This window comes from Streptomyces sp. NEAU-YJ-81, assembly GCF_017592595.1.
Lineage (GTDB): Bacteria > Actinomycetota > Actinomycetes > Streptomycetales > Streptomycetaceae > Streptomyces > Streptomyces hygroscopicus_B.
Genome location: NZ_JAGFNO010000001.1, coordinates 445,696 through 472,164, shown reverse-complemented (window position 1 = coordinate 472,164; position 26,469 = coordinate 445,696). Strand labels below are relative to the sequence as shown.

Here is a 26,469-nt window from a genome sequence, read left to right as displayed (position 1 = left end):
CCGTCACGGGCGTACGAGCAAGCCCTGAGCCGCAGATCGGGAGACAGCCTCACCATGGCCAAGAAGCGCCGCCCCCAGACGAAGGCCACAGGCCCACAGGTCGCGAACGGCGAGATCCCTGTGGTGGGCGCGCGGGAGCCTTGCCCGTGCGGTTCGGGCCGTCGCTACAAGGCCTGTCACGGCAGGGAAGCCGCACACGCCGCCACCGAGCTGGTGCAGCGCCCCTTCGAGGGGCTCCCCAACGAATGCGACTGGGTGGCCCTGCGCGAGCTGGTGCCCGCCGCGACCGTCGAGCTGGCCCTCGCCGACGGGCTGCCCGAGGGGGTTCCGTCGGTCACCCTGGCGACCGTGCTGCCCATGGCGTGGCCCGCGCTGCGCCGAGACAGCGGCGCCGTGCTGCTCGGTCTGCAGAACGACACGCCCACCGGGGACATCAGCCGCGACCTGGCCGACACCCTGCGCCGGGCGCTGACCGCCGATCCGGGCACTCCGGTGGCCGCCGAGCGGGCGCCGGGCGACGGTCCGCGGCTGCAGGATCTGCTCGACCCGAAGGGCACTTTCTCGCCGACCCTGCACGAGGGGTTCGAGTTCTGGGTCGACGACGCCGCGAACGCGACCGGAGAGGTCGCCGCGTCCCTGGAACGGGCCAACGCGGCCGCGATCCCCACCGCCCGGCTCACCGGCGTGGAGGCGGCCTACTGGTGCGAGACGCCGGAGAAGAACCACCTGCGCTGGGTGATGTCCCACCCCGAGGAGAAGCTGCTCGACGCGCTCGCGCGGCTGCACGCCGCGGGTGCCTCCTCGCTCGGCGACAACACCCGGCTGGTGGGCTCGTTCCGGGCGCATGGGCTCACGGTGCCGGTGTGGGATCTGCCCCGTGGGATGAGCGCCGAGGACACCGAGAAGCCGGCCGTGGACCTCGCCGAGCGGCTCGCGGAGGCGCTCGCCTCCGACGCCCCGCTGACGCCCGAGCAGCGGCGCGCCCGGGGCGGTCTCACCAACCGTCAGGTGACGCTGAGCTGACGGTCGCCGGACGGCCGGAGGGCGCCACCGGGTGACGTGACGCTGCTCACAACTCACCGTTACGCCCTGCAAATAGGCGTCCGGAAATCCGCGATCGAATTTGCTATCGGCCGATCTCTTGTTACGGTTCTAAAAGCCCGGTCGCTGGTGCATCCCCCGTCGCCAGCGACCGGGCGCTTCCATGTCCGCGTCCGGACGCCGGCGCGAGAGACGGGCGGGGCGGCACGAGGCAGCCGGGAGAAGGTACGGACCAATTGCCTTCGGCGCCACGGGAGTTGCTCCCGGAGCCCGGAGCCCGAGTCCGAGTCCGAAGCGTGAGTTCGGAGCCTGAGCCCGAAGGGTGAGCCCAGCGCCTGAGCCCGAAAACCGAAGCGCGGAGCCCTGACCTCGGAGCCCGGAACCCCAGCGCCCTGAATTTCGGCATCCTGCCCTGAGAGCGCTGTACCACCGCCGGAAAAGAGCGGGCTCGGAGCCCGGGCAAACACCGCCCCGGCCTCCGAGCCCCACACACCCCTGCCCCTGAGCCTCGCGCTCAGCGGCCCCCGAACCCCCGCACCCGGGGCCCGCCCTCAATAGGCGAGCCGGCTGCCTCCGTCGGGCGCGCTGGTGCTCGCCTCGACCAAGGCGTTCACCACCGTGGCCACCTGAGGCAGCCAGGGCCGCCCGGAGCGGCGCAGCGGCGGCCGCTCCCAGCGCACCCGCCCGAGGCCCGTCTGCGACGGCGGCAGCACCACATAGCCGCCCTCGCCGTGGAACCGCAGCGAGCTGGGCACCCAGTCCTGCTGGTTCAGCAGCTCGCCGAGGTCTTCGAGGGAATACGGCTCCACCAGCAGCGACCAGCGGGTGGGTGTGGCGACCACCGGGCCGAGCCGCACCCCCGCCCGGTCGAAGACCGCCAGCGCCCGCGCTGCGGCGACCGCCGGCAGGCTCACCGCGCAGGGCGCGAGGCCGCCGGTGGCCAGCAGCAGGGGCGCGGTGGGCCGGTTGCCCCACCACCAGCGCACCATGCGCGGGTCGGTGGTGGCGGCAAGGAGAACAGGGTCGAACGGATGACCACCCGGAACCGCACATTCCGGGTCAGGGCAGCCGCATACCCGGGGCCGTCCGCCGCCGGACCGGAGTCCGACGCCCGGGACCACGGGCCACTGCCACTCGGTGGCGCAGGTGAGCGCCGCACGCAGCAGCGGCGATCGCGCGCCGCGCCGCAGCGAGAACTTGCGTCGCCTTCCGAGGATCTCGCGCATGAGCGCTCGTTCCTTTCCGTTAACGCCGAGGGCTGTCCGTCGCACTACATCGCACTTCAGATGGCACTTCACTTGGCACTACGTGGCGCTGTACGGCATCGTTCGGCCCGTCACAGCAGGTGGATCACAAGTCACTGCGCGTACAAGGCAGCGCATCATGCCGCGGGCCGAGCGTGGAACGTGGCGAGGGGTGGCGCGCGCATGGCGCTTGCCGTCCGGTTGGTGCGTTCCTCGCCACTCGGGGATGGGCGCGGCCGTTGTGGTCTATGACGCCTGGACCGGCCGCGGGGTTCCGGGGCGATCCGAACTGCCCCTGCCCCATCTCCGAATGTGTACCCGCCGCGATGGAGACGACGCGCTGTCGAACTGACGTCAGTCGACCTCGAAGGGACAGCCTAACGACTTTTTTTCAGCCAAGTTCAATTCCCCCCAGACACCAACAAGACCACCGGGACGATGCTGGACATCGCATCTCCGCTCCGTGTACATCTGGAGACAGTAGCGGCACAGTAGCGGCGCAGCACGACAGGGGGTTTGCGATGCTATTGAGCGAGCCGGACCCGGCGGGTGAAGGCAGCGGGCCATGAACTCGCCCCACGCGCCGAAAGTGGCTGGAATCGATCCTTCCCTCCCCTCGCCCACGCAGACTGCGGACCCCGTCCCGGTCCCCGTTCCCTCGCCCCTGACCGATACCAACTCCGCTGTCCAGGACCGGCTCGCGAGCTGGGTCTCGGATCTCACCACCCTTCATGAGCTCACCGAGCGGCTGGTCAGGACCGGGACGCTCGACGAGGCGCTGCGTGAACTGCTGCGCGCGGGCGCGGCCCTGGTCGGCGCCCGGCGCGGGCTGGTGGCGCTCGAACCGGCCGATGGATTCGGCCCGGTGACCACCGTGGGGCTCGGCCTCGGCCACGCCGATCTCGGCCAGATCGAGACCATCCCGCGCGGCTCCGCCTCCGCCGGTCATCTCCTCGACGGGCTGCCCGAGCCGGGTGGTGAGCGGTGTGCCGATGTGACCCACCCCGATATCGCCGGGGAAGCCGACCTCGACCCGCGCCACCGCGAGGTGGCCGCACGGCTCGGCTTCGCCGCGAGCTACGCGGTGCCGCTGGACCCGTTCCGGACCACCCCCTGTACCGCGCCCGGCCTCACCGTCATCCCCTCGCCCGCCCCCGACACGGACGGGTCCGGCACCGGCTCCCCGGCGGGCGCGGGCGACCGCCCGGCCCCCGGCGCCCCCGGCACGGCGAGCGCTCCTGACACCGGCCACGGGCGCGATGCCGTACCGGCCGCCGCCGCCCCGCCAGGTATCGCCGCCGCCATGGGCGCCGACGGCCCCTCCGGGCGGCTCGGCGGAGCCGCCTGGCTCTACGACGAGCCCGCGGAGCCCGGGGAGCGCCAGCGTCATCTCGTGGGCCTGTACTGCCAGTACGCCGCCGCGCACATCGCCCGGCTGATCGAGCTCTCCCGCGCCCGCGCCGCCGTCGCGACCGTCCAGGAGGAGCTGCTGCCCACCCGGCTGCCCCGGGTCCCCGGGGTGCGTCTGGCCGTTCGCCACCACCCAGGTCCGCACGGCGGCGGGGACTGGTACGACGCGCTGCCGCTGCCGGACGGGGCGCTCGGGCTCTCGGTGGGCGGAGTCACCGGTTCCGGGCCGAGCGCCGTGGTCGCGATGGGGCGGCTGCGGGCCTCGCTGCGGGCGTACGCGGTGATGGAGGGCGAGGACCCGGTCGCCGTCCTGTCCGATCTGGAGCTGCTGCTGCGGCTCACCGAGCCCGCCCGCTCCGCGACCGCCCTCTTCGCCTATTGCGAGCCCGGGACGCGCAAGGTGGTGCTGGCCGGGGCCGGGCACTGCCCGCCGCTGCTCACCGGGGAGCGGCGCACCGAGTTCGTGGAGACCACCCTGTCCGCACCGCTGGGGATGCTCTCGTGCTGGGAGGCGCCCAGCGTCGAGATCGAACCGTCGTCCGGAGAGACCCTCCTCTTCTACAGCGACGGGCTGCTCCACCGCACCGGTGAGCCGATGGACCGGGCCTTCACCCGGCTGCACACGGCCGCGGCGAGCGCTCCCAAGGGCGTCCGGGGCGATCCGGACGCCTTCGCCGACCATGTGCTCCGTACGGTCCTCCCCGACGGCCCGGCGGCCCCCGTGGGGCGGCCCTCGGAGGACGGCACCGAGGACCTCGTCCTGCTCGTGGCCCACTTCGACTGAGGCTCGAGTTCGACTGAGGCTCGAGGGGGACCACGGCACCCGCTGGAGCCGTGGTCGCCCCGCGCTTCGGGCCCTCCCTGCCGCCGCGCCCCCGCACATACGATGGGTGGGGTCCAGTTCGAGGAGGAAGACGTGACCGAGGAGCCCACTCCCGAAGCCCCGGAGAACCCGGAAGGCGAGGAGCCCATCAAGCAGCGGAAGAACGGCCTCTACCCAGGCGTTTCCGACGAGCTTGCGGCGAACATGCAGTCCGGTTGGGCGGACACCGAGCTGCACGACCTGGAGCCCGTCGAACAGGCTCCGCACACCGCCCGCCGCCGCGCCGCGCTCTCCGCGCGCTTCCCGGGCGACCGCCTGGTCATCCCCGCGGGCAATCTCCGCACCCGCTCCAACGACACGGACTACGGCTTCCGCGCCTCGACCGAGTACGCGTACCTCACCGGCGACCAGACCGAGGACGGTGTGCTGGTGCTGGAGCCCGAGGCGGGCGGCGGCCACACCGCGACGCTGTACCTGCTGCCGCGCTCCAACCGGGAGAACGGCGAGTTCTGGCTGGACGGCCAGGGCGAGCTGTGGGTGGGCCGCCGGCTCAGCCTTACGGAGGCCGAGAAGCGGCTGGGCCTGGCCGCCAAGGACGTCCGCGAGCTGGCCGACGAGCTCAGGGCCGCGGCCGGGCCGGTCCGTATCGTGCGCGGTCACGACGCCGCTCTGGAGGCCGCGCTGACCGACAAGGTCACCGGTGAGCGCGACGAGGAGCTGCGGGTCTTCCTCAGCGAGCAGCGCCTGGTCAAGGACGAGTTCGAGATCGGGCAGCTGCAGGCGGCCGTCGACTCGACGGCCCGCGGCTTCGAGGACGTCGTCAAGGTTCTGGACAAGGCGCAGGCGACCTCCGAGCGCTATATCGAAGGAACGTTCTTCCTTCGCGCCCGGGTCGAGGGCAACGACGTCGGCTACGGCAGCATCTGCGCCGCGGGCCCGCACGCCACCACGCTGCACTGGGTGCGCAACGACGGCCCGGTCCGCTCCGGCGATCTGCTCCTCCTGGACGCGGGCGTGGAGACCACCACCCTCTACACCGCCGATGTGACCCGCACTCTGCCGGTGAACGGCACCTACAGCCCGCTGCAGCGCAAGATCTACGAGGCGGTGTACGAGGCGCAGGAGGCGGGCATCGCCGCGGTCCGGCCGGGTGCGAAGTACCGCGACTTCCACGACGCCGCCCAGCACGTGCTGGCCACCAGGCTCGTCGAGTGGGGCCTTGTCGAGGGCCCGGTGGAGCGGGTGCTGGAGCTGGGGCTGCAGCGCCGCTGGACGCTGCACGGCACCGGCCACATGCTCGGCATGGACGTCCACGACTGTGCCGTGGCCCGCACCGAGACCTATGTGGACGGCACCCTGGAGCCCGGCATGTGCCTGACGGTCGAGCCGGGGCTGTACTTCCAGCCCGACGATCTGACCGTGCCCGAGGAGTACCGGGGCATCGGCGTCCGCATCGAGGACGACATCCTGGTGACGGAGGACGGCAACCGCGTGCTGTCGGCCGCGCTGCCGCGGACCGCCGACGACGTCGAGGCGTGGATGGCCCGCCTCACCGCGTGAGGCGGCGGCTCATCGTGTGATCACGTGGTCCTGTGGGGAGCGGCGGCGCCGCTCCCCACAGTCCGTTCTCAGCCCTGCCCCGGCACCTTGCGGGTGGTCACCGCGATCCGGTTCCAGGAGTTGATCGTGAAGATGAGGGCGATGAGCTGGGCCAGCTCCCGCTCCTCGAAGTGCCGGGCGGCCCGCTCGTAGACCTCGTCCGGGACACCGCCCGGCAGCAGCGTGACCGCCTCGGTGAGCGCCAGGGCGGCCTGCTCCTTCTCGGTGAAGAACCCGCCCTTACCGGCCTCCTCCCAGACCCCCACCAGGGCGATGCGCTCGTTGCTCTCGCCCGCCTTATGGGCGTCGGCGGTGTGCATATGGAGGCAGTAGGCGCAGTTGTTGAGCTGGGAGGAGCGGATCTGCACCAGCTCCACCAGGGCCGGGTCCAGGCCCTCGCGGGCGGCCGCGTCCAGGCTGATCAGCGCCTTGAACGCCTTGGGGGCGGCCTTCGCGAAGTCGACCCGGCCGGTCTGCCGCGCCACCGTCGCCGTCGCCGTTGTGGTCGTCGTCTCCGCCGTCGCCGCTGTCGCTGTCGTAGTCGTCATGGGAATGAAATTAGGCCGCTAAGCGACCCTCTGTAGGGTGCATTTCCATGGCGGATTCATGGGTCAATTCGGCGGAGATCCTCGGCAGTGACCTCCATCTGGAGCTCACCCGCGCGGGCAGCCGCAGGACCGCCCTGATGGCCGCGCTGCGCGAGGCCATCCGCGACGGCCGGCTCGCCCCGGACACCCGGCTGCCGCCTTACCGTTCGCTCGCCGCCGACCTGGGCATCGCCCGGAACACGGTCGCCGATGCCTATGCCGAGCTGGTCGCCGAGGGCTGGCTCACCGCCCGCCAGGGCTCCGGGACCCGAGTGGCGCCCCGCCCCGCACCGCCCACGCCCCGGCGGCGCACGGCCGGGCGGGGGCTCGGCGGGCGGCCGACCGGGGCGACCGGGGGCCATCGCACGCCCCGGCCCGCCCCGCGGCCGGTGCACAACCTGCTGCAGGGCCAGCCGGACGCCGCCGCCTTCCCCCGCACCGCCTGGCTCGCCTCGGCCCGCCGCGCGCTGACCGCCGCGCCGCATGAGGCGTTCGGCCCCGGTGATCCGCGCGGCCGCCCAGAGCTGCGCCGCGCCCTGGCCGACTACCTCGCCCGCGCCCGCGGCGTCCGCACCGACCCCGGCCGGATCGTCGTCTGCTCGGGCTTCGCGCACGCCCTGCGGCTGCTGAGCGGCACCCGGCTGCTGCGTCCCCGGATGGCCGTCGAGTCCTACGGCCTGGCGTTCCACCGCTCGCTTCTGAGCTCCGCCGGGATCCGTACGATCCCGCTTCCGCTGGACGCCGATGGCGCCCTTACCGATGGACTGGCCGCCCTCGACGGCCTACGGGCGGCCCTGCTCACCCCCGCCCACCAGTTCCCCACCGGCGGTCCACTGCACCCCGAGCGGCGGGCCGCGGCCGTCGCCTGGGCGCGGGAGAGCGGCGGTCTGGTCCTGGAGGACGACTACGACGGGGAGTTCCGCTACGACCGACGTCCGGTGGGCGCCGTCCAGGGCCTCGACCCCGACCGGGTGCTCTACCTCGGCTCGGTCAGCAAAAGCCTCTCCCCGGCCCTGCGGCTGGGCTGGATGGTCCTGCCGGACCAGCTGGTCGACCGCGTGCTGGCCGCCAAGGGGGAGCGCGAGGGCTGGACCGGCGTCATCGACCAGCTGACCCTCGCGGACTTCATCGAATCGGGCGGCTACGACGGCCATGTGCGCCGTATGCGCCAGCGCTACCGCCGCCGGCGCGACCAGCTCGTCGCCACCCTCGCCGAACGCGCGCCCCATGTCCGCGTCTCGGGGATCGCGGCCGGTCTGCACGCGGTGCTGGAACTGCCGCCCGGCACCGAGCGGTCCGCCCTGCGCGCCGCCGCCTGGCAGGGGCTGGCACTCGACGGCCTCGGCGGCTACCGCCACCCGGACGCCACCACACCCCACCCCGACGGGCTCGTGGTGGGCTACGCGACCCCGCCCGAGCACTCCTTCGCGGGAGCGCTGGACGCGCTGTGCCGCGCCCTGCCGCCCGAACAGCCCGAGTAAGACCGAACAGACGGCCACCTGACGCCCTGAGCTTTCCTGGGCCTTCTGGGGTTCCCGAGGTCCGTGAGGTCCCTGAGTTCCTTGAAGGGCTGCGACGCGGTTACGACGCCCTCAGCAGCGCTCCTTCACGCCACTTGAGGATCTTGTCGAAGCTCACCACCACCCCACCGCGCCCCGGACGGTCCCGGTAGCGGACATGGTCGGTGAGAGCCTCGATGAGAAAAAGCCCCCGCCCGTGCTCCGCCTGGGGCGGAGCCGGACTGCGCGGCTGCTGTGGTCTCGGCGCGCCCGCCGGACGCCGCTCGTTCCGGGTGCGGCCCTCGCGGCGGACGGCACCGCGTCCGGCGAAGCCGGGGCCGGAGTCGGTGACCTCGATACGGCAGGTGTCGCCGTCGATATAGGCCGTGACTCGGTAATCCCCGCCCGTGCCGTCGCGGCCCCCGTGCTCCACCGCGTTCGCACACGCCTCGGAGAGGGCGACCGACAGATCGTAGGAGATCTCCGGATCGACTCCGGCCGTCTCCATGGTGCCGAGGAGCAGTCGTCGTGCGAGCGGAACGCTCGCCGCCTCGCGGGGCAAATGGAGTGACCACCAGATGCTCATGCTCCAGCCTCCCGGCCGCGGCTCGACATACCGTTACGTATTGCCTGGGTCCATGGTCCGTAAGCGTCTTATCAACGTGACTCCGCTCATTCGGCGGACGCGCTCGATGCGCGAACCGGTGTATGGGCCTGTCCTGGTGTGCGCCGGTACGCCCCACCCGCCGTAGGGAACGCGCCCGCCCAGTGGGATGATGTCGCCGCCATGGCTTCCCCTGTCGCCCGTGCCGGCGCCGATCTGCGAATGCTGCGGGCCGCGGTCTTCACCGCGGTCTGTGTCGTGCTGTCCGCGGCGGGGCATGTGCTGGCCTCCTGCGCGACCGTGCCGCTGTGGACGGTGGGCGTGGGCTGCGCGGCGATGTTCACGGTGGCGCTGACGCTGGCCGGGCGGGAGCGGTCGCTGCCCGGGATCGCGGCCCTGCTGGCCATCGGGCAGCTCGCGCTGCACGCGCTCTTCGCGCTCGGGCAGCACCGGGCGACGGCCGCCGAGGAGGCCGCCCAGCGGGCCGACGCCGCCCAGGGCCACGTCATCGGCCTGGCCGCCAGGCTGCTGTGCGCGTCGGGCCCCGGACGGCTCGACGCCGCCACGGCGCATCGGATCGTCGCGCACGCGGGCATCGACCCGTCCGCCGCGCACAGCCCGCACGCCATGCCGTCGTCCGCCGCCCCGGCGGAGCAGGCGGCCGGAATGGCGGGCCTGCTGCCGTCGCTGCCCATGACCCTGGGCCATCTGCTCGCCGCGCTCACCATCGGCTGGCTGCTGCGCCGGGGCGAGATGGCCGTATGGCGGGCGGTACGGCTGTCGGTGGACGGGGCGCGCGGGGTCGCGGAGGCCGCGCTCGTACGGGCGCTGCGCGCCGCCCTGAAGCTCGTACGGGTACTCCTTACCCCTTCGGGGGCGCCTTACGGCGGGCCGTGCCGTCCGCGCACGGCCGAGCGGGACGAGGGCGGGACGACGGCCCTCGCCCTCCAGCACAGCGTGATCAGGCGGGGACCGCCGGCTTGCGACCTCGCGGCCTGACCGACGCGACGCTCCTCCAGCGGGACCGGAGGGTGGCCGCGACGTCGCCGCACGCGCGCCAACCCATCTGATCATTCCTGTCCCTGGAGTGTTGACATGAACGCCATGCGTCTCCGCCGTCTGCCGGTCATCGGAGCCCTCACCGCGGGCGGCCTGGTGCTGCTCACCGCGGGCCCCGCCTTCGCGCACGTCAGCGTGCAGCCCGGCCAGGCCGAGAAGGGCGGCTACAGCACCATCAGCTTCAAGGTGCCGAACGAGCGCGACGACGCCTCCACCGTCAAGCTCGAGGTGACCCTGCCCGCCGACCATCCGCTCGCCTCGGTGATGCCGCAGCCGGTGCCCGGCTGGGACGTCAAGGTCACCAAGTCCAAGCTCCCCAAGCCCATGGAGATGCACGGCGAGAAGATCAGCGAGGCGGTCACCAAGGTCACCTGGTCCGGCGGCAAGATCGAACCGGGGATGTTCCAGCAGTTCCCGCTGTCGGTCGGCCAGCTGCCCGACGACGCCGACCAGCTCGCCTTCAAGGCGCTCCAGACGTACGACAACAAGGAGGTCGTGCGCTGGATCGAGGAGCCCAAGGAGGGCGCCGCCGAACCGGAGAACCCGGCGCCGGTGCTCAAGCTGGTCGCCCCGGCCGAGGGCTCGGACGGCCATGACGCCGCCGCGGCCTCCGGACAGGGCAAGGACAGCGGCTCCGAGAAGGCCGGAGCCGAGAACTCCGCCTCGGCCGACTCCTCCGACGACAAGGACAGCAGCGACACCACGGCCCGGGTGCTGGGCATCGTGGGCATCGTCATCGGCGCCGCCGGTGTCGCCTACGGCGTGGTCGCCAGCCGCCGCCGCTCCGCCTGACCGCCGGCCACCCGACCGAGACGCGTGTACCGCCGGTGACCGCCGGTCCTGAACCGACCGCGTGATCCCGGCAGGGGCGGCGGGCCCCCGTGTCCGCCGCCCCCGCGCGCCACCGAACCACTTCTCTCTTTGGAGAACAGCTCCATGCGCACCAAAATCCTGGCCACCGCCATCGTCGCCGCCGCCGCACTCACCCTCAGCGCCTGCGGCGGCTCGGACAGCGGCGGCAAGGGCGACAACACGGCCGCCGCCGAGGTCAAGGGCGGCCAGAGGTCGGGGCAGGCCATCGTCCTCGACCAGGCGAAGGCCAAGCCGGACCTCGCCCTCACCGACACCGACGGCAAGAAGTACGACCTGCTCAAGGAGACCAAGGGCCGGCCCACCCTGCTCTTCTTCGGCTACACCCACTGCCCGGACGTCTGCCCGCTGACCATGAGCAACGTCGGCCTCGCCGTGAAGAAGCTGCCCAAGGCCGAGCGGGAGAAGCTGCGGGTCGTCTTCGTCAGCACCGACCCGGCCCGGGACACCCCCAAGCGGATGCGCTCCTGGCTGGACGCCCAGGGCGGCACCGACTTCGTCGGCCTGACCGGCGACTTCGACACCATCGAGGCCGCCGCGCGGCCGCTGGGCATCTTCATCGAGAAGCCGAAGAAGGAGAAGGACGGCAGCATCACCGTCAGCCACGGCGCCGAGGTGGTCGGCTTCTCACCCAAGGACGACAAGGGTCACTGGATCTACACGACGGAGGCCACGGCGGATCGTTACGCCAAGGACCTGCCGAAGATCATCGAGGGGCGGAACCCGTGACGGCGGCAGCCCCTGGCATTCCTGGCGTCCGTAAGGCGGCCGCCGTGGTCCTCGCCCTCGGTCTGTGCGCCACGCTCGCCGCCTGCTCGGGCGACGGCGACGACGACGGCGGCGGGAAGGGCGGGGGCGACCCCAAGCTGTCCGTGACCAGCGCCTACGTCTCCCAGCCGCCCATGACCGACATGGCGGCGGGCTATCTGACCGTACGGAACGCCGGTGGCGGCGCCGACGAGCTGACGTCCGTCACCACCCCGCTCGCCTCCGAGGTCACCCTGCACACCACCAAGGGCACCCGGATGAAGCAGGTGAGCTCGCTCGATGTTCCGGCGGACAACCGGCTCGAGCTGTCCAGCGGCGGAGATCATCTGATGCTGACAAACCTCTCCCACCGGCCGAAGGTCGGTGAGAAGGTCAGCTTCACCCTGCACTTCGCCACATCCGCCCCCATCGAGATCAAAGTCCCGGTCGAGCCGACGACGTACCGCCCCAAGGACTGACACCCGATGCCCTCGCTGACCTCCCTGGCCCCCGCCGGGCCCACCGCGGCCCCCTCCCGGACCACCGCGACCGCCCGGCGCCTGATGGCGATCTGCGGCACCCTGCTCGCCGCGCTGCTGTGCGCGCTGAGCGTAGGCGCGAGCTCCGCGTCCGCGCATGCCGCGCTCACCTCGACCGACCCCGCCGACGGCTCGGTGGTGAAGACCGCGCCCAGGGAGGTCACGCTGAACTTCTCGGAGGGCGTGCTGCTCTCCGGCGACTCGGTGCGCGTGCTCGACCCCAAGGGCAAGCGCGTGGACACCGGGAAGACCGCCCATGTCGGCGGCAAGTCGTCGACCGCCGCCGCCGGGCTGCACTCCGGGCTTCCGGACGGCACCTACACGGTGGCGTGGAAGGCGGTCTCGGAGGACAGCCACCCGGTGAGCGGCGCGTTCACCTTCTCCATCGGCGCCCCGTCCAAGACCACGGCGAAGGTGCCCACGGGCGAGGCGTCCGACAGCACCGTCAGCACGCTCTACGGGATCGGCCGGTACGCCGCCTACGGCGGTTTCGCGGCCCTGGTGGGCGGCAGTGTCTTCGCCGGGCTCTGCCGGTCCTCCCGACCGGTGCGGAAGATCGCCGTGGGTGGCTGGGTGACGGTCTTCACGGCCAGCCTGCTGCTGTTGCTGCTGCGCGGGCCGTACACCGACGGCGAGGGGATCGGCGGGATCCTCGATCTCGGCAGGCTGGGCGATGTGCTGTCCACCAAGCCGGGCGCGGCGCTGCTGTCCCGGCTGCTGCTGCTCGGCGCGGCGGCGGTCTTCCTGGCCGTCCTCTTCGGCTCGTACACCCGTCGCACCGGGGAGCGGGAGGCGGACGCGCGGCGCCGCCAGGACCTCGCCTTCGGGCTGGGCTTCGGCGGCACGGTGATGGCGGTGGGCCTCTCCGCGACCTGGGCGATGGCCGAGCACGCCTCGGTCGGCCTCCAGCGGCAACTGGCCATGCCGGTGGACATGATCCATCTGATCGCGGTCGGGGTGTGGCTCGGCGGCCTGGCCTCGCTCGCGGTGACGCTCCGGGCGGGTGAGCCGATCGGGCGGACGGCCGTGCGCCGCTTCTCGCGGCTGGCCTTCGGCTCGGTCGTCGCCCTGGTGGTCACCGGGCTGTACCAGTCGTGGCGGCAGGTGGGCTCCTGGGGCGCGCTGACCGACACCGAGTACGGGCGATGGCTGCTGGTCAAGGTGGGTCTGGTGGCGGTGCTCCTGGGCATCGCGGCCATCTCGCGACGCTGGACCGGCCGCCTTACGGATGCCACGGCGGACACGGCGGAGGAGACGGACGCGGAGGCCGAGGCGGAGAGCACCTCGGAGGCGGCTCCGACGGCCTCGGAAGCGGAGACCACGGCAGAGGCCAAGGCGGAGTCCGGGACCAAGGCCGAGGCCAAGGCCGCGGTCAAGGCCGCGCAGCCGGTCCGTACCGGCGCGGCCGACGCGGCGGTCGGCACCCCGGCCGACGCCGAGACCGAGTCCGGTGACGGGCCCGGTGACGGCGCCGGTTCGGACGCCGCCGACGACGATCCCGAACGCGCCGCCCAGCTCGCCCGTCAGCGGGCCGCCAAGGACAAGACCGCCACGCTGCGGGAGCGCGACGCCGACCGCGAGCGCAGCGCTCTGCGCCGGTCGGTGATCGCCGAGACCATCGTGGCCGTCGTGCTGCTCGCGGTGGCCACCGTGCTGAGCGGCACCCAGCCCGGCCGGGCCGAGACCGAGCAGGCGAGCGCCTCGGCCACGAAGCCCGGCGGCCAGCTGAACGTCGACCCGGTGAGCGTGCTGGTCCCCTACAACACGGGCCCCAAGAGCGGCCGCGGCAAGGCCGTTGTCATGATCGAACCCGCTCTGCCGGGTGACAACGCGCTGCATGTCTTCACCACCGACCTGGCCGACCGTCCCGTGGACGTCCCCGAGGTCAAGCTGTCGCTGACGCTGAAGTCGAAGGGGATCGGGCCGCTGCGCATCCCGCTCGAGCGCCTCTCGACCGGGCACTGGAGCGCCAAGACCGTCCAGCTCCCCATGGCCGGCACCTGGCAGCTCTCCCTGACCGTACGAACCTCCGACATCGACCAGGTGACGGAGACCAGGAACGTGAAAGTCGCTCAATGACGACAGAGCAAGCACCCTCGTCCGGCATCTCGCGGAGGCGTCTGCTGGGCTCGGCGGGCGCCGCCGGAGCGGCCGGACTGGTCGCCGGTGGAGCCGCCGGAGCCTACGCGTCCGAGGCGACGCGGGAGGCACCCGAACCCCTCAGCTCCCTGGGCGCGACCGCCGTGCCCTTCCACGGCAGGCGCCAGGCGGGCATCACCACCCCCCTCCAGGCCCATGGCCATCTCCTCGCCTTCGACCTGGCGCCCGGTGCGAACCGTAAGGCGGCCGCCGCACTGCTGCGCCGCTGGTCGCGAACGGCCCAGGAGCTGATGGCGGGCGAGGCCCCACCGGACGACACGGGGATCGCGCTGGACGCCGGTCCCTCGTCCCTTACGGTCACCTTCGGCTTCGGGCGGACCTTCTTCGGCAAGGCGGGACTCGACGACCAACTGCCGGAGGCACTCGCTCCGCTCCCCGACTTCGCCTCGGACGCCCTCGACCCCAAGCGCAGCAACGGCGATCTGTGGATCCAGATCGGCGCCGATGACGCGCTGGTCGGCTTCCACGCGCTGCGCGCCCTGCAGCGCGAGGCCGCGGGCACGGCCCGGCTGCGCTGGCAGATGAACGGCTTCAACCGCACCCCCGGCGCCACCGACCGCCCCATGACCACCCGCAACCTCATGGGACAGATCGACGGCACCAACAACCCCAAGCCGGCCGACGACGACTTCGAGCGGCGGATCTTCGTACCGGAGAAGGGCGAGCCCGCGTGGATGGGGGGCGGTTCCTACGCGGTCGTCCGGCGCATCCGGATGCTGCTGGACACCTGGGACCATCTCTCCCGGGAGCGGCAGGAGAAGGTGGTCGGCCGCCGCAAGTCCGACGGCGCCCCGCTGTCCGGCGGCACGGAGACCACCCCGGTCCGGCTCGACAAGATCAACGGGGACGGTGCGCTGGCCATCGCGGGCGCCGCCCATGTGCGGGTCGCGGCGCCCGCGTCCAACCAGGGCGCCGCCATGCTGCGCAGGCCCTTCTCGTACCACGACGGCTTCCGCGACGACGGGGCGCCGGACGCCGGACTGCTCTTCATCGCCTGGCAGGCGGATCCGATGAAGGGGTTCGTCCCGGTGCAGCGGAAGCTGGACCTGGGCGACGATCTGTCACGGTTCCTGCGGCACGAGGCCAGCGCGCTGTTCGCGGTGCCCCCGGGCTGCGCCCCGGGAGAGTATGTGGGTCAGGCACTCTTGGAGGGATAGGAGACGGGGACGAGCCGCCCCCGGTCGCCCGCGTCCAAGAGGTGACCGGCGAGTCCGCCGGCTTCGCGGACGCGAGTATCGTGGCGGTCTCGTCTGATCACAGGGAGCGACCGTGATGTCGGCCAGCCGCTATGCCTACCTCGGCCCCGAGGGCACCTTCACCGAGGCCGCCCTGCGGTCCATGCCGGAGGCCGCCACCCGGGAGCTGGTGCCGATGGTCTCGGTGCCGGTGGCACTCGACGCGGTGCGCTCCGGTGCCGCGGCGGCCGCGCTGGTCCCCATCGAGAACTCGGTCGAGGGCGGGGTCACCGCGACCCTGGACGAGCTGGCCACCGGCGAACCGCTGATGATCTACCGCGAGGTGCTGCTGTCGATCAGCTTCGCGCTGCTGGTACGGCCGGGCACCGCGCTCGCGGACATCAAGACGGTGACCGGGCATCCGGTCGCCCAGCCCCAGGTCCGCAACTGGCTGGCGGCGAACCTCCCGGACGCCCTGTGGGAATCGGCCGCCTCGAACGCGGACGGCGCGCGGCTGGTGCAGGAGGGGCGGTACGACGCGGCGTTCGCGGGCGAGTTCGCGGCGTCCAGGTACGGTCTTGAGCCGCTGGTCACCGACATCCACGACGCGCAGAACGCGATGACCCGCTTCGTCCTGGCCGGCCGCCCCGCCCGGCCCGCCGCCCGGACGGGCGCGGACAAGACATCCGTGGTGATCTGGCTCGGGGACGACCACCCGGGCGCGCTGCTGGAGCTGCTGCAGGAGTTCTCCGCGCGCGGGGTCAACCTGATGCGGATCGAATCGCGCCCGACCGGCGAGGGCATCGGCCGCTACTGCTTCTCGGTGGACTGCGAGGGGCACATCACCGACCGGCGGGTGGGCTCGGCCTTGATGGGGCTGAAGCGGATCTGCCCGAAGGTGCGGTTCCTGGGCTCATATCCCCGGGCGGGTGTGACGGCGGAGGACCTGGCGGAGCTGCGGCACGGGACCTCGGACGAGGCGTTCACGGAGGCGGCGGAGTGGCTGGCCCGCTGCCAGGACGGCCGGGCCTGAGCCGAGCCCAGCCGTAGCGACCGGCCGTAGCGACTGGCCGTGAGCGTGCGCCGGGGGCACTCCGGTGGCGGGCGGCCGGGCGGCTGGAGCCGGGTCCGGGGCTGAGCGCCGCCGCCGGGTGCTGGGGATCGTCGGAATCGCTGCGGAAAAGTTATCCACAGGCTGATGCGGCATGCTGGGGATAAGTCGACATCATCAATCCGGCGAGACGGTCGCATCACGACATAAGCCGCACTCACCCCCATCACCGAACATCGCTCACCTGCCACCCCAATTCCCTCGAGCAACTCTTTGGAGTGAGGGATTCCTCTCTTGTGGGGTGTGTGAACGCGGTTTGATAGGGGAATCCATCGCCGAGCACTTGGGGGGCCCAAGCGATCACCGCGACATCCACAGATCTCACACACAGCCTGTGGATAACTTCGGGGATCCCCCTCACCCCTGTGGACAACCGGGCCTCAACTCACCCTGTGCACAAGGGAAGAAGGTCGACTCGATGCCGCCCCTTTGCCCCTTTTCGGGGATTGCGCGTGCATTCCTTGACGGCGGCCGTCACAGGAATTCCCCGGTTTACCCACAGCCCCAAAAGAGGGCAAAACGGGACGCAAAGGAATATCGCGTCGAGCACCCGAGGTCACACCGGTAACCTGGTGGGGTGATTGACCTTCGCCTGCTCCGTGAGGACCCCGATCGTGTGCGCGCCTCCCAGCGCGCCCGTGGAGAGGACGTCGGCATCGTCGACGCCCTCCTGACCGCCGACGAGCGGCGCAGGTCCTCCAGTGTCCGCTTCGACGAGCTGCGCGCCGAACAGAAGGCGCTCGGCAAGCTCATCCCCAAGGCCGCCGGTGACGAGAAGGCCGAGCTGCTGAAGAAGGCGGGCGAGCTGTCCGCCGCCGTCAAGGCGGCCGACGCCGAGCAGGACGCGGCCGCGGAGGAGACCCAGCAGCTCCTGCTCCAGCTGGGCAATCTCGTCCACCCCGAGGTCCCGGTCGGCGGCGAGGACGACTTCACCGTCCTGGAGACGATCGGCACCCCGCGCGACTTCGATGCCGAGGGCTTCGCGCCCAAGGACCATCTGGAGCTCGGCGAGCTGCTCGGCGCGATCGACACCGAGCGCGGCGCCAAGGTCTCCGGCTCCCGCTTCTACTACCTGACGGGCATCGGCGCCCTGCTGGAGTTCGCACTGGTGAACGCGGCGATGGCACAGGCCACCGCGGCGGGCTTCACCCCGGTGCTCACCCCGGCGCTGGTCAAGCCGAAGGCCATGGAGGGCACCGGCTTCCTCGGCCAGGCCGCCGAGGACGTCTACCACCTCGACAAGGACGACCTCTACCTGGTCGGCACCTCCGAGGTCCCGCTGGCCGCGTACCACATGGACGAGATCCTGGAGGCGGCCCAACTGCCGCGGCGCTACGCCGGGTTCTCCTCCTGCTTCCGCCGTGAGGCCGGGTCGTACGGCAAGGACACCCGGGGGATCTTCCGGGTGCACCAGTTCGACAAGGTCGAGATGTACGTCTACACGACCCCGGAGGACGCCGAGGCCGAGCACCAGCGGCTGCTGGACTGGGAGAAGCAGTGGCTGACCTCGCTGGAGCTGCCGTTCCGGGTGGTCGACCTGGCCTCGGGTGACCTGGGCTCGTCGGCGACGCGGAAGTTCGACTGCGAGGCGTGGATCCCGACGCAGGGCAAGTACCGCGAGCTGACCTCGACCTCCAACACCACCGAGTTCCAGTCGCGGCGGCTGTCGATCCGGATGCGCGAGGGCAAGAAGGTCCGTCCGCTGGCCACGCTCAACGGCACGCTGTGCGCGGTCACCCGAACCATCGTCGCGATCCTCGAGAACCACCAGCAGGCCGACGGTTCGGTGCGGGTGCCCGAGGCGCTGCGGCCGTTCCTGGGCGGACGCGAGGTCCTGGAACCGGTCGCACGGTGACGAACGCCGGACCGACGGACGAACTCGCCGGAGCGACGGACGAGCTCCCCTATCGACTGGTCGCCACCGATCTCGACGGCACGCTGCTGCGCCCCGACCACACCGTCTCGGCGCGGACCCGTGACGCGCTCGCCGCGGCCACCGCGGCGGGCGCCGCGCACATCGTGGTCACCGGGCGGACCGTCCCGGTGGCCCGGCACATACTCGACGACCTCGGCTACCAGGGGCTCGCGGTGTGCGGTCAGGGCGCACAGCTTTACCACGCGGGTGAGCACCGGCTGTTGACCTCCGTCACGCTGGACCGCCAGGTGGCCCTGCTGGCGCTGGAGAAGATCGAGGCGGAGATCGGCCCGCTGTCGCTGGCCGCGGCCCGCGACGGGCTGAACGGCGAGGTGCTGTTCGGCGAGGGCTACCGGATGGGCCACGAGGGGATGCCCCTGGTGCCGTTCACGGACCCGGCCGAGCTGTGGTCGCAGCCCATCAGCAAGCTCTATATCCAGCACGCCGAGCTGGACGACGACGCCCTCGCGGACGCCGCCCGGACGGCCGCCGGGGGCCTGGTCGGGGTCACGATGGCCGGCACCGGGCTGGTGGAGCTGCTGCCGCTGGGGCTGACGAAGGCCACGGGCCTCTCGATGGCCGCGCGCCGGCTGGGGATGACCGCCGACGACGCGATCGCGTTCGGCGACATGCCCAATGACATTCCGATGTTCGGCTGGGCGAAGCACGCTGTCGCGATGGCGAACGCGCACCAGGATCTGAAGGCCGTCGCCGACGAGATCACCGCCTCCAACGCGGAGGACGGCATCGCCGTGGTGCTGGAACGGCTCTTCCCGGCGGCGCGCCGGTAACGGCAGCGCACCGGTGAACCGGCCGGATGCCGGCGCGGCCGCCTCGGCGGACCGCCCGGCATCCGGGCCCGGCAGCGGTGATCGGGATCCCTCGGCCGCCGCCGAGGGATCCCGGTCCAGGAGGGGTCAGCCGAGGATCTTGACCGCCTGGTAGTAGGTCCACGCCGTGCCGTCGCACGACGTCTTGGTGGCACCGCTGTAGGCGCTGCACACCCGCTTGAGGTCCTCGTAGAAGGCGCTGTCGATGCGCGCCTTGTTGGCGTCGAAGATGCCCATCGCCTTGTGGTTGCGGTAGCCGAAGTCATGGCGGGCGCAGGCGGTCTGGAAGGGGAAGCCGAAGGGGTTGTCGGGGGAGCTGCTGCAGTAGTCGGTGGACCAGTCGAACCCGTAGGCGGCCCAGGCACCCTGGTTGTTCCGCGCCGCGACCCAGGTGTTGTAGCTGCTGGCGCTGGTCTGCGTCCAGCTGGCGAGGACCTGCGGCTTGTCCGCGGGGGCCGCCTGGGCGGGTGCGGCCAGGGCGATGGCGGTGGCCGCGGTGACAGCGGTGGCCGCGAGACTCGTGACGAGACGACGCATTCGGGTTCCCTCCGTTTTTACCTCTGACACCCCCTCAAAAGGCTTGTGGCGCGGGGGGCGGCGCGGTGTGATCCAGCGCACGCCAAGAGTTGGGCAGGTCCCTGACAACCGTCAAGATCTACACCGACGTAGAGATGAACAGAGTTCGACCAGCAGAGTTTCGGAGCTTCCTCCAACTGGCGCCGCTGCGGGGGTCGTTCAGGAGGTGCGCCGGGACGCCCGGGAGGGCGGGGTGAACAGCGGCCCCGGACCCTTGACCCGTCGGAGGATCGGGGCGGTCTCCATGTCCAGCACGGAGGACAGTTCGGCGATGCGGGTCGTCAGATAGGTGTAGAGGGCCGGGACATCGGCGCAGACCACGGTCGCCATCAGATTCTTCGTTCCGGTGGTCGCACATGCGAACGCCACCTCGGGGTGGTCCGCGAGTGCCTGCCCGGTGGCGGCGAGATCCGACGGCCTTACCGACAGCCACATCGTGGTGGTGACACTCTGATGGAACATCCGATGGGTGTAGTCGACGTCGAAGTACAGGGTGCCGTCGGCGCGCAGATCGGCCAGCCGGCGGCGCACCGTCGACTGCGACCAGCCGGTGGCGGCGGCCAGTTCGGCCAGCGGCGCCCGCCCGTCCCGCGCGAGGACGTCCAGCAGCTTGCCGTCCTCGGCGCCCACCGGTCCGCGCGGCCCCTTCGACCGGTCCGCGGCGGGCGTGCGCAGCCGACCCACCTGCTCGGCCGTCAGCGCCTCGGTCTTGTTGACCAGGCCCCGCTCGCCGCCGTAGAACTCATGCAGCACGCAGTGCGCGCTCACCCCCACCACCCGTGGCGTCTGCGGGAGTTTGCGCAGCAGCAGGGCGTCGCTGTCCAGGCCGGACGCCGCCCGTGTCGACGCGGCGACCTCGGTGCCGTCGGAGAGCACATGCACCCAGGAGGTGTCGGTCCGCCGGGCCATCGCCTCGGCCACCGGCAGCGCGGCGTCCGGCAGGCACCGCACCCGCACCAGCCAGACCACATCGCCGACCGCCGCCGGGTCGGTGAGCCCCAGCACCCGGACCGCTCCCGTCGTCCGCAGCCGGGTGTAGCGGCGGGCCACGGTCTGGTCGGAGACGCCCAGCACCTCGGCGAGCCGGCTGAAGGGGGCCCGGCCGTCGAGCTGAAGGGCATGCACCAGCGCCCGGTCCAGGTCGTCGTACGCGTCGGATTCCACCGCACAAAGCTAGCGGACGTCGGATATCGCCACCGGGGCGGTGCCGGCTGGAGGAGCGGACCGGTCAGGACGACCGTAAGAGCCGCGGGGACCGCCGGACCGTCATCGGGATCGGCCCTCGCGTCCCCTTGTCGGCACGTTTGCCGGCACGTTCCGAATCCCGGAGTCAGTCATGCGCAGATCATGGTGGCCGCTCGCCGCCATCACGCTCGGCAATTTCATGCTGTTGATAGACGTCACGATTGTGAACACCGCGCTGCCCCAGGTGGCGCGGGGACTGGACGCGTCCTTCACCTCCCTCCAGTGGGTGATGGACATCTACGCGCTGGCGCTGGCCGCGCTGCTGATGGTGGCCGGTTCGGCAGCGGACCTCTTCGGGCGGCGGCGGCTGTATGTCGTCGGCCTCGCGGTGTTCGCGGTCTCCTCCTTGGTCTGCGGTCTGGCACCGGACGCCGGGGTGCTGATCGCGGCCCGCGCCGTCCAGGGGGCGGGGGCGGCGGCCATGTTCGCCACCAACACCCCGCTGCTGATGGCGACATACTCCGGCCGCGACCGCGGTATCGCCTTCGGGGTGTGGGGCGGTACGAGCGGGGCGGCCGCGGCGATCGGCCCGGTGCTGGGCGGGGTGCTGACCGAGTACGTCGACTGGCGGGCGATCTTCCTGGTCAATCTGCCGCTGACGGCGATCGCGGTGTGGATCACGCTCCGTTCCATCGATGAGTCGCGCGGCGCGCCGGGCGTACGGATCGACTGGCCGGGCGCCGCCACGTTCACGGTGTGCGCCGGGGCGCTGACGTATGGGCTGATGCGCGGGGGTGAGGAGGGCTGGGCCGACACCGGCACGGTCGCCGCACTGGTGACGGCCGCGATCGCGCTGCTCGCCTTCGCCCTGGTGGAGCGCGGAAAGCGGCAGCCGCTGCTGGACCTGGGGCTGCTGCGCCGCCCGACGTTCGCGGTGCTGATGGCCGCGGCCCTGCTGCTGCAGGCGGGGGCCTTCCCGTACCTCACCTACGCCGGGCTGTGGCTGCAGTCGGTGCTGGGGATGAGCCCGGTGCAGGCGGGGCTCGCGGTGACGCCGATGGCGGGCGTCTCGCTGGTCGTCGGCGCGGCGGGCGGACGGCTGCTGGACCGGGTCGCCCCCGGGCGGGCGCTCGGCGGCGGACTGCTGATGGTGGGCGCGGGCGCGCTGGTGAACGCGGCGATGGTGACCCCGGACGCGGACTGGACGGCCTTCGTCCCGGGCCTGGCACTGGCCGGTCTGGGGATCGGCCTGGCCATGCCGGTGCTGGTCTCGGCGGCCCTCGGCTCGGCCCCGCCGGAGCGGGCGGGCATGGCCAGCGGCGCGGTGAACACCTTCCGGCAGCTGGGCTACGCCCTGGGGATCGCCGTCCTGGGCACGGTGTTCGCGACGCGGGTGCGGGACATGGTCGACGACAGCGGCACCGTCCCGGCCCGGGCGGCCGGACAGGCCGCCGAGGCCATCAGCGGCGGCCACGCCGACGCCGTCATCGCCACCGCGCCCCCGGCCCACGCGGACGCGGCGCGCACACTCGTCCACGAGTCGTTCGCGGCCGGACTCGACCGCATCTGCCTGATCTCCGGCATCGCCGCCCTGGCGGCGGGCCTGCTGGTCCTCGCCGTCGTCCGCGGCGGCCCCGGCGGAGCACCCCCGAAGCCGACCCCGGAGCAATCCCCGGCGGAGCCGGTCCACGCCTGAGCGGTGGACGACAAGTCACAAGGGGCGGGCGCCCGATGGCGCCCGCCCCTCGCTGCGTGAGGCCGACGTCCGTCAACGCACGCGGTGCGAGTAACCCTTACGCGATCGGATCGTTCTTCCATATACGCGTTATGCGCGGCGGCAACGCGAGTTGGAGCCTCGGCCGGGCGACGGATCGACGGGCAGCGATGTCACGGCGGTTGGGTCCGAAAGAGGTCGGCAGCCTCCGCTCCTGGTCCCTGGATACGGGCGGCCTAGCCCCTGGCTGGTGGGGCGTGACCATCACCCGAATTTCAGACCGGAAGGCACACCTATGCCACCTGAGATCGCGCTACTGGAGTCGCGCGCGCTGCGCGACAGTGTCATCGAACGGACGGATGTCCTCGACAAGGTCAAGATCTTGACCATGCTGCCGGATGGGCTGCATATCACCACGCGCATGGTCGCGGAGTACTTCGAGGTTGGGGAAGAAGCCGTCAAGAGCCTGGCCAAACGACACCGGGAGGAGTTCCACAGCAACGGGATGCACATCCTTCGAGGCGCTGACCTGCAAGTCTTTGAAAGGTCCAACTTGGACCTTTCAGATTCGAGTTATCCACAGGGCCGCGCCCACCTCACCCTCTACCCCCGCCGGGCGGTGCTCAACGTCGCGATGTTGCTGCGGGACAGCGATACCGCCAGGCGGGTACGCGCCTATCTCCTCGATGTCGAGGAGTCGACCCGGAGCGGAGCGGAAGCCGGGACGGAGCAGCTCCCGCTCGAACGGATCCTCACCGAGCGGATGCTGGCCGGGCCGATCGGCGGCCGCCTCGACGCCGTCGAGGCGTGTCTGGCGGATGTCGGTTCCACGCTGCGCGAGCTGGCGCCGTGGATGGCCAGGGTCTCCGCTCGGCTGGACGGGATGGACCGGCGGCTCGACGCGCACGGGCGGGTCATCTGCGCCATGAGCGAGCGGCTCTGCGATCTCGGTGACGACATGACCGAGGTCCGCAGGGACGTCGCCACGCTCAAGGCCGAGTCGGTCCAGCGGCGGGCGCGGCGCGCCAAGCGGCAGCGCGGGTAGCGGAGCGGAGGAGCTCGGTGGGCGGGGTGGCGCCCTGCCCACCGGGCTTTCCAGTCGGAGTTGTAGGATGACTGGGCAACCGGGTGAATCGAGTGAGGGAGCCGAGAGGGATGGCGTTGCGGGCGGCTGGGCGGCAGTCGTTGGTCGACACCGTGGTGGAGCAGCTGCGGGCGCAGCTCGCCGAGGGTGAGTGGAAGGTCGGCGACCGCGTGCCCACCGAGCATGCCCTCGCCGAGCAGCTCCAGGTCGGCCGGAACACGGTCCGGGAGGCGGTCCGCGTCCTCGTGCACGCGGGGATGCTGCAGTCCCGGCAGGGCGAGGGCACCTTCGTGGTCTCCACGACCGACCCGGCCGAGGTCATGCGGGGTGTGCGGCGCGCCGGGATCCGGGATGTGCTGGAGCTGCGGATCGCGCTGGAGGCGGAGGGCGCGCGGCTGGCGGCGCTCCGGCACAGTCCCGACGATCTGCGGCGGATGCGGGCGGCGCTGGAGTCGCTGGAGGCGTTCGGGCACGCAGGGGAGCGGTCCGCGGACGGCCACCATGAGCTGCACGCCGCCCATGACCTGGAGTTCCACACCGCCGTGGTGGAGGCCGCGCACAACGCCGCGCTGAGCGCGACCTACGGCTGGTTCAGCAGCTCGGTGCGCGACTCGCTGGTGGCCTCGCTCGGCGACCGCGAGGTGCCGAGCATCGTCCCCGCCGACCACCGCGCCCTGGTCGACGCCATCGCCTCCGGCGACCCGGCTGCCGCGGAGGCGGCGGCGCGGGCGCTGCTGGAGGCGCCGAAACGCGCCATCGAAGCCCTGCTCGCCACCGGCTGAGCCCCTCTCGGCGGGCCTCACCGCGACCCGGGCCACCCCAACCACACCGCCCCCACCACGACCGGAACGGAGCTCTTCTTGCCACGCCCGCACACCCCCGGCCCCGAGGCCGAACCCCTGCTCGTGGACGCCGAGACGGATCTGCGGCCGACCCCCGAGGTGGCCGCCGCGCGGCGCACCCTGCGGGCCCACCCCGCCCTTCTCCTGATCGGCATCGTGCTGGCGTCGCTCAACATGCGGGCCGCGCTCGCCGGGGTCTCCCCGCTGCTCGGTGAGATCAGCGGCCACTTCGGGTTGTCCGCGACCATGGGCAGCCTGGTCACGACCATTCCGCTGATCTTCATGGGCCTGGCCTCGCCCTTCGCGCCCCGGCTCGCCCGGCGCTGGGGCACCGAGGCGGTGCTGCTGAGCGCGCTTGCGCTGCTGATCGGTGGCATCCTGCTGCGCGTGGCACCGCCGGTGATGGCGCTCTTCGCCGGGGGCGCCCTCGTCGGCAGCGGGATCGCGTTCCTCAATGTGCTGATGCCGGGCCTGGTCAAGCGTGACTTCCCGCACCGGGCCGCCGGGATGACCGCGCTCTACACCACCTCGATGATCGGTGGGGCGACGGTATCCGCCGCCTCCGCCGTGCCCCTGGAGAACGCGCTCGGCGGCTGGCGGGGTTCACTCGCCTCCTGGTCGCTGCTAGCGGCGGTCGCGGCGCTGGTCTGGATACCCCAGACGGTGCTCGCACGGCGCGGAACGCACCACGGTGAGCCCGCGGCGACGCCCGTAAGGGCGACGCCGGACGCGGGGCCGAGGCTGGGCCGCTCCCCGCTGGCCTGGCAGGTCACGCTGTTCATGGGGTTGCAGTCGTCGATCGCGTACGTCTGCATCGCATGGCTGCCGACGATCTTCACCGACCACGGCATGAGCAAGAACACGGCCGGGCTGGTGTTCGCGTTCAGCACCATGCTGCAGATGGTCGGTTCGTTCGTGGTGCCCACCCTCGCCGGGCGGATGCGCTCCCAGCGGACGCTGGCCGTCGCGGTCGCGGCGCTGATGGGCGCCGGTATCGCGGGCCTGCTGGTGGCTCCCGTCGCCGGGGCGTGGGTCTGGGCGACGCTGATCGGCGTCGGGCAGGGCGGGGCCGTGGGGCTCGCGCTGACCATGATGGTGCTGCGGACCGGGGACGCCCACACCTCGGCGCGGCTGTCCGGAATGGCGCAGACCTGGGGCTATCTGCTGGCCGCGGTGGGCCCTCTGGCGCTCGGCGTGGTGCACCAGACCATCGGCGGCTGGGGGCTGCCGCTCACGCTGATGCTGGTGGTGTGCGGGGTGCTGGCGGTGCTGGGCCTGGGCGCGGGACGCGACCGCAAGATCCGGTCGTGAGCGGCCCGGAGGGCCGAACGGCCTGAGCCTGAGCGGCCTCACGCCTTCACAGCCGGCCCTCAGGCCACGGAGGGCCGGCCGACAACTCCCGCCGCCACTCTCGGTGTCATCGGCATCGACGAGGACCGGAGGACGGCATGAGCGGCATGAGCGGTGCGAGCGGCATGAGCGGTGCGAGCGGTACGAGCGGTACGAGCGGTACGAGCGGTACGAGCGGTACGAGCGGTACGAGCGGTACGAGCGGTACGAGCGGCATGGCCGAGGCGAAGACCACCCACGGCACGCGGGCCACGGCGGGAGGCGGCACCCGGCGGCCATGGCGGAGGGTGCTGCGGGCCCCCTGGACGGTGGCCTGTGTGGCGGCGACCGTTCTGCTCGGTTCGTCCGCGGCCGTGGCCTCCGCCCTGGGCCAGGCCAACGCGGCCCCCGGACACGCCGCGGCGGCGGCCGTCACGACGACCGCCGCCACCGCGGAGACAACCGGCGGCCGCTCCGCCGTCCCTGCGCGGTGGAGGCCGTAAGGCGCGCACGAACTCCTGGGCGC

23 protein-coding genes are annotated in these 26,469 nt (G+C 72.2%); 18 read left to right on the top strand and 5 right to left on the bottom strand.

Annotated elements, in window-relative coordinates; translation table 11 throughout:
* The first annotated feature begins 54 nt into the window (after positions 1-54).
* On the top strand, positions 55-1,023 hold the full coding sequence (locus J5X86_RS02100; RefSeq protein ID WP_208515103.1) for a DUF5926 family protein: 969 nt from the start codon (positions 55-57) through the stop codon (positions 1,021-1,023).
* Between the two features lie 569 nt (positions 1,024-1,592).
* Here the strand turns inward: J5X86_RS02100 and J5X86_RS02095 are convergent.
* The gene (locus J5X86_RS02095) at positions 1,593-2,267 is read right to left on the bottom strand and encodes a bifunctional DNA primase/polymerase (protein ID WP_208515102.1); all 675 of its coding nucleotides are present in this window, start codon (positions 2,265-2,267) and stop codon (positions 1,593-1,595) included.
* Positions 2,268-2,850: 583 nt separating this feature from the next.
* Here J5X86_RS02095 and J5X86_RS02090 point away from each other — a divergent pair.
* Together J5X86_RS02090 and J5X86_RS02085 are read left to right on the top strand one after the other, a co-directional pair.
* Positions 2,851-4,479 (top strand): GAF domain-containing SpoIIE family protein phosphatase, encoded by a 1,629-nt coding sequence (locus J5X86_RS02090; RefSeq protein WP_208515101.1) that lies wholly within the window; start codon positions 2,851-2,853, stop codon positions 4,477-4,479.
* Between the two features lie 102 nt (positions 4,480-4,581).
* Positions 4,582-6,078: an aminopeptidase P family protein gene (locus J5X86_RS02085; RefSeq protein ID WP_208515100.1), complete on the top strand. Its 1,497-nt coding sequence runs from the start codon at positions 4,582-4,584 to the stop codon at positions 6,076-6,078.
* Positions 6,079-6,146: 68 nt separating this feature from the next.
* Here J5X86_RS02085 and J5X86_RS02080 read toward each other — a convergent pair whose 3' ends face one another.
* Positions 6,147-6,665, bottom strand: a complete 519-nt coding sequence (locus J5X86_RS02080) for a carboxymuconolactone decarboxylase family protein (protein WP_208515099.1) — start codon at positions 6,663-6,665, stop codon at positions 6,147-6,149.
* Positions 6,666-6,712: 47 nt separating this feature from the next.
* Between J5X86_RS02080 and J5X86_RS02075 the strand changes: the two genes are divergently transcribed.
* A complete protein-coding gene (locus J5X86_RS02075; protein ID WP_208515098.1) occupies positions 6,713-8,185 on the top strand; it encodes a PLP-dependent aminotransferase family protein in 1,473 nt (490 codons plus the stop codon).
* Between the two features lie 100 nt (positions 8,186-8,285).
* Here the strand turns inward: J5X86_RS02075 and J5X86_RS02070 are convergent, their stop codons facing one another.
* Positions 8,286-8,789 carry an ATP-binding protein gene (locus J5X86_RS02070; protein ID WP_014061889.1) on the bottom strand — a complete coding sequence of 168 codons (504 nt, stop codon included), beginning with the start codon at positions 8,787-8,789 and terminating at the stop codon, positions 8,286-8,288.
* Between the two features lie 201 nt (positions 8,790-8,990).
* On the opposite strand from J5X86_RS02070, the gene J5X86_RS02065 reads away from it, so the two are divergent.
* The 9 genes from J5X86_RS02065 to J5X86_RS02025 all read left to right on the top strand — a co-directional run bounded on the left by J5X86_RS02065 (position 8,991) and on the right by J5X86_RS02025 (position 19,174).
* Positions 8,991-9,806 (top strand): hypothetical protein, encoded by an 816-nt coding sequence (locus J5X86_RS02065; protein WP_208515097.1) that lies wholly within the window; start codon positions 8,991-8,993, stop codon positions 9,804-9,806.
* Positions 9,807-9,902: 96 nt separating this feature from the next.
* The gene (locus J5X86_RS02060) at positions 9,903-10,658 is read left to right on the top strand and encodes a YcnI family protein (RefSeq protein WP_374229211.1); all 756 of its coding nucleotides are present in this window, start codon (positions 9,903-9,905) and stop codon (positions 10,656-10,658) included.
* A gap of 144 nt (positions 10,659-10,802) precedes the next feature.
* Entirely contained in the window at positions 10,803-11,465 is a 663-nt protein-coding gene (locus tag J5X86_RS02055; RefSeq protein ID WP_208515096.1) for an SCO family protein, read from the top strand.
* Positions 11,462-11,962, top strand: a complete 501-nt coding sequence (locus J5X86_RS02050; RefSeq protein ID WP_208515095.1) for a copper chaperone PCu(A)C — start codon at positions 11,462-11,464, stop codon at positions 11,960-11,962. The genes J5X86_RS02055 and J5X86_RS02050 overlap by 4 nt, the downstream gene beginning before the upstream one ends.
* Positions 11,963-11,968: 6 nt before the next feature.
* Entirely contained in the window at positions 11,969-14,101 is a 2,133-nt protein-coding gene (locus tag J5X86_RS02045) for a copper resistance CopC/CopD family protein (RefSeq protein WP_208515094.1), read from the top strand.
* Positions 14,098-15,339 (top strand): iron uptake transporter deferrochelatase/peroxidase subunit, encoded by a 1,242-nt coding sequence (gene efeB, locus J5X86_RS02040; protein ID WP_208515093.1) that lies wholly within the window; start codon positions 14,098-14,100, stop codon positions 15,337-15,339. Before J5X86_RS02045 ends, efeB begins: the two co-directional genes overlap by 4 nt.
* 115 nt (positions 15,340-15,454) lie before the next feature.
* Positions 15,455-16,390, top strand: a complete 936-nt coding sequence (gene pheA, locus J5X86_RS02035) for a prephenate dehydratase (RefSeq protein WP_086705870.1) — start codon at positions 15,455-15,457, stop codon at positions 16,388-16,390.
* 655 nt (positions 16,391-17,045) lie between these two features.
* Positions 17,046-18,323, top strand: coding sequence for a serine--tRNA ligase (gene serS / locus J5X86_RS02030; protein ID WP_208515092.1), 1,278 nt, complete (start codon positions 17,046-17,048; stop codon positions 18,321-18,323).
* Complete coding sequence (locus tag J5X86_RS02025) at positions 18,320-19,174, top strand: HAD family hydrolase (protein ID WP_208515091.1); 855 nt, start codon at positions 18,320-18,322, stop codon at positions 19,172-19,174. The genes serS and J5X86_RS02025 overlap by 4 nt, the downstream gene beginning before the upstream one ends.
* Positions 19,175-19,300: 126 nt before the next feature.
* Here J5X86_RS02025 and J5X86_RS02020 read toward each other — a convergent pair whose 3' ends face one another.
* Both J5X86_RS02020 and J5X86_RS02015 read right to left on the bottom strand, forming a co-directional pair.
* Positions 19,301-19,750 (bottom strand): phospholipase, encoded by a 450-nt coding sequence (locus J5X86_RS02020; protein WP_208515090.1) that lies wholly within the window; start codon positions 19,748-19,750, stop codon positions 19,301-19,303.
* Positions 19,751-19,948: 198 nt separating this feature from the next.
* Positions 19,949-20,953: an Lrp/AsnC family transcriptional regulator gene (locus J5X86_RS02015; RefSeq protein WP_208515089.1), complete on the bottom strand. Its 1,005-nt coding sequence runs from the start codon at positions 20,951-20,953 to the stop codon at positions 19,949-19,951.
* A 172-nt stretch (positions 20,954-21,125) separates the two neighbouring features.
* Between J5X86_RS02015 and J5X86_RS02010 the strand changes: the two genes are divergently transcribed.
* From J5X86_RS02010 to J5X86_RS01990, 5 genes are all read left to right on the top strand, one after another.
* The gene (locus J5X86_RS02010) at positions 21,126-22,670 is read left to right on the top strand and encodes an MFS transporter (RefSeq protein ID WP_208515088.1); all 1,545 of its coding nucleotides are present in this window, start codon (positions 21,126-21,128) and stop codon (positions 22,668-22,670) included.
* A gap of 313 nt (positions 22,671-22,983) precedes the next feature.
* A complete protein-coding gene (locus J5X86_RS02005) occupies positions 22,984-23,733 on the top strand; it encodes a hypothetical protein (protein WP_208515087.1) in 750 nt (249 codons plus the stop codon).
* 110 nt (positions 23,734-23,843) lie between these two features.
* Complete coding sequence (locus J5X86_RS02000) at positions 23,844-24,554, top strand: FadR/GntR family transcriptional regulator (protein WP_208515086.1); 711 nt, start codon at positions 23,844-23,846, stop codon at positions 24,552-24,554.
* Between the two features lie 78 nt (positions 24,555-24,632).
* Entirely contained in the window at positions 24,633-25,925 is a 1,293-nt protein-coding gene (locus tag J5X86_RS01995) for an MFS transporter (RefSeq protein WP_208515085.1), read from the top strand.
* A 137-nt stretch (positions 25,926-26,062) separates the two neighbouring features.
* Positions 26,063-26,446, top strand: coding sequence for a hypothetical protein (locus tag J5X86_RS01990; protein ID WP_374229210.1), 384 nt, complete (start codon positions 26,063-26,065; stop codon positions 26,444-26,446).
* Positions 26,447-26,469 lie beyond the last annotated feature (23 nt).

What these genes read in the sequence shown, in the direction of transcription:
- J5X86_RS02100 (WP_208515103.1), top strand. Translation starts at nt 55, where the DNA reads ATGGCCAAGAAGCGCCGCCCCCAGACGAAGGCCACAGGCCCACAGGTC.
- J5X86_RS02095 (WP_208515102.1), bottom strand. Translation starts at nt 2,267, where the DNA reads ATGCGCGAGATCCTCGGAAGGCGACGCAAGTTCTCGCTGCGGCGCGGC.
- J5X86_RS02090 (WP_208515101.1), top strand. Translation starts at nt 2,851, where the DNA reads ATGAACTCGCCCCACGCGCCGAAAGTGGCTGGAATCGATCCTTCCCTC.
- J5X86_RS02085 (WP_208515100.1), top strand. Translation starts at nt 4,582, where the DNA reads ATGGGTGGGGTCCAGTTCGAGGAGGAAGACGTGACCGAGGAGCCCACT.
- J5X86_RS02080 (WP_208515099.1), bottom strand. Translation starts at nt 6,665, where the DNA reads ATGACGACTACGACAGCGACAGCGGCGACGGCGGAGACGACGACCACA.
- J5X86_RS02075 (WP_208515098.1), top strand. Translation starts at nt 6,713, where the DNA reads ATGGCGGATTCATGGGTCAATTCGGCGGAGATCCTCGGCAGTGACCTC.
- J5X86_RS02070 (WP_014061889.1), bottom strand. Translation starts at nt 8,789, where the DNA reads ATGAGCATCTGGTGGTCACTCCATTTGCCCCGCGAGGCGGCGAGCGTT.
- J5X86_RS02065 (WP_208515097.1), top strand. Translation starts at nt 8,991, where the DNA reads ATGGCTTCCCCTGTCGCCCGTGCCGGCGCCGATCTGCGAATGCTGCGG.
- J5X86_RS02060 (WP_374229211.1), top strand. Translation starts at nt 9,903, where the DNA reads ATGAACGCCATGCGTCTCCGCCGTCTGCCGGTCATCGGAGCCCTCACC.
- J5X86_RS02055 (WP_208515096.1), top strand. Translation starts at nt 10,803, where the DNA reads ATGCGCACCAAAATCCTGGCCACCGCCATCGTCGCCGCCGCCGCACTC.
- J5X86_RS02045 (WP_208515094.1), top strand. Translation starts at nt 11,969, where the DNA reads ATGCCCTCGCTGACCTCCCTGGCCCCCGCCGGGCCCACCGCGGCCCCC.
- efeB (WP_208515093.1), top strand. Translation starts at nt 14,098, where the DNA reads ATGACGACAGAGCAAGCACCCTCGTCCGGCATCTCGCGGAGGCGTCTG.
- pheA (WP_086705870.1), top strand. Translation starts at nt 15,455, where the DNA reads ATGTCGGCCAGCCGCTATGCCTACCTCGGCCCCGAGGGCACCTTCACC.
- J5X86_RS02020 (WP_208515090.1), bottom strand. Translation starts at nt 19,750, where the DNA reads ATGCGTCGTCTCGTCACGAGTCTCGCGGCCACCGCTGTCACCGCGGCC.
- J5X86_RS02010 (WP_208515088.1), top strand. Translation starts at nt 21,126, where the DNA reads ATGCGCAGATCATGGTGGCCGCTCGCCGCCATCACGCTCGGCAATTTC.
- J5X86_RS02005 (WP_208515087.1), top strand. Translation starts at nt 22,984, where the DNA reads ATGCCACCTGAGATCGCGCTACTGGAGTCGCGCGCGCTGCGCGACAGT.
- J5X86_RS02000 (WP_208515086.1), top strand. Translation starts at nt 23,844, where the DNA reads ATGGCGTTGCGGGCGGCTGGGCGGCAGTCGTTGGTCGACACCGTGGTG.
- J5X86_RS01990 (WP_374229210.1), top strand. Translation starts at nt 26,063, where the DNA reads ATGAGCGGCATGAGCGGTGCGAGCGGCATGAGCGGTGCGAGCGGTACG.